Genomic DNA, 1,821 nt, shown 5'->3' with positions numbered 1-1,821 from the left:
TGATATGCTACCCCTAACTAGGACAAAGAAATAATTAAGTCCTAGTTAGGGGTATTTATTATGGGAAAAAGACAGATGAAACTTACTGTGGAAAAACGAGTACAGTTTGTTAAGCAGTATTTGAATGGAGAACGAGGATCAGCTCGAACCGCTAAAGAAGCTGGAATTAGTTCCACTACGTTGAAACGATGGTGCGCAATTTATGAAAACGAAGGTCCTGCTGGGTTGATTGCCACAAGAAAGAATAAGGGATATTCAAAGGAACTAAAACTTGAAGCCGTTCTTGATTATCTGAATGGCTCAGACAGCCTATTGAGAGTAGCTAAAAGATACGAATTAAGAAGTACAACTCAACTTCGAGACTGGATTAAGAGATATAATACTCATGGAGACTTCAAATCAGAAAGTGGTGGAAGCAACGTGAGACAAACAAAAAAATTCAGTTTGGAAGAACGTGTAGAAATGGTCCTGTATTGTATCGCAAATGACTATGATTACAGCGGGACCGCAGTCAAATACCAAGTGAAATATGCCAATCTCTACAATTGGGTAAAGCGTTACGAAAAAAAAGGCAAGGCCGGTTTAGAAGATCGTCGTGGACAACGAAAAGCCAAACAAGAAAGTCGCACCCCAGAGGAAGACGCGCAAATCAGAATCGCTCAACTCGAAGAACAAGTAAAATACCAACAGATGGAGATCGACCTGTTAAAAAAAGTAAAGGAATTAGAAAGAAGGGATCGCTAGGACAAGTCAGAAAAGTAGTTGCTTACGAAGCAATCAAAGAACTTCACGAAGAAAAAGCCTATGCCATCTTACCTATGTGTAAAATCATGAGTGTCACTCGTTCGGCTTATTTGCGGTGGATCGAACATCCCTATAGTGAACGGACGCTAGAAAACATGGAATTGGCGAAAGTTATACGGATCATTCATAATGAACATCCTGAAAAAGGGTATCGTGGGATTAATAATGACTTGCTTCGAGAACACGATATTCATGTCAATGACAAACGCGTGTTGCGTATCTGCCGACATGAAGGGATTCAGTCGACCATCAAACACTCTGCCAACAGTATTACAAAAGGAGCGAATCATCCCTACCACACCGCCGAAAACATTTTAGATCGTAAGTTTACTGCCGAAGCGCCGAATCAAAAATGGCTAACAGATGTAACGGAATTCAAATATTATGAGGGACCAGAAATCCACAAGGTTTATTTAAGCGCGATTTTAGACCTCTATGATCGTCGGATTGTTTCTTACGTCATTAGTGATACCAATGACCTGAATATTGCCTTTGATACCTTCGATCAAGCAATCGAAACAGAACCTGATGCTCACCCGCTCTTTCATAGCGATCGTGGATTCCAATATACGCATCAGAATTTTTATAACAGAATCATTGAAGCTGAAATGACGCAAAGCATGTCTCGTGTTGGAAAATGTATCGATAATGGTCCGATGGAAGGGTTTTGGGGAATGATCAAACGAGAAAAATATTACGGCAAGAAATTTACGAGTCGTACAGAACTAGTCACGATGATTGCGAATTATATGGACTATTACAACAATGGGCGCTATCAACGAAAATTACATGTGTTGACACCGATGGAGTATCACAATCTGTATTACGAAGCAGCCTAATCATTCGTGCGTTTCAAACATAAAACGTCCTTTGTTTTGTGTTTGAAACGCATGACCAACCAAGCGGCAGCGCGGTAGTTGTTTCTTAGAAAAGTTAAAAACTACTCTTCAAGAAGCGAAGAGTAGTTCTAAAAATCATTCATTATTTCATTGTCCTATTGACGGGTAGCCCACCATT

The 1,821-nt window shown here is 40.1% G+C and carries 2 protein-coding genes; both read left to right on the top strand.

Translation table 11 applies throughout. From position 1 onward, the window contains the following. Positions 1-60: 60 nt before the first annotated feature. Positions 61-744: a helix-turn-helix domain-containing protein gene (locus RV13_RS21200; protein ID WP_010745472.1), complete on the top strand. Its 684-nt coding sequence runs from the start codon at positions 61-63 to the stop codon at positions 742-744. Continuing rightward, complete coding sequence (locus RV13_RS21195; RefSeq protein WP_245001366.1) at positions 681-1,643, top strand: IS3 family transposase; 963 nt, start codon at positions 681-683, stop codon at positions 1,641-1,643. Before RV13_RS21200 ends, RV13_RS21195 begins: the two co-directional genes overlap by 64 nt. The last annotated feature ends 178 nt before the right edge of the window (positions 1,644-1,821 follow it).

Origin of the sequence: Enterococcus raffinosus (assembly GCF_001886185.1) — a bacterium.
Taxonomy (GTDB): Bacteria; Bacillota; Bacilli; order Lactobacillales; family Enterococcaceae; genus Enterococcus_A; species Enterococcus_A raffinosus.
This window is presented reverse-complemented; position numbering and strand designations above follow the sequence as displayed.

Bases quoted from the DNA above. Each gene is read 5' to 3' on its own strand.
- RV13_RS21200 (WP_010745472.1), top strand. From the start codon at position 61: ATGGGAAAAAGACAGATGAAACTTACTGTGGAAAAACGAGTACAGTTT.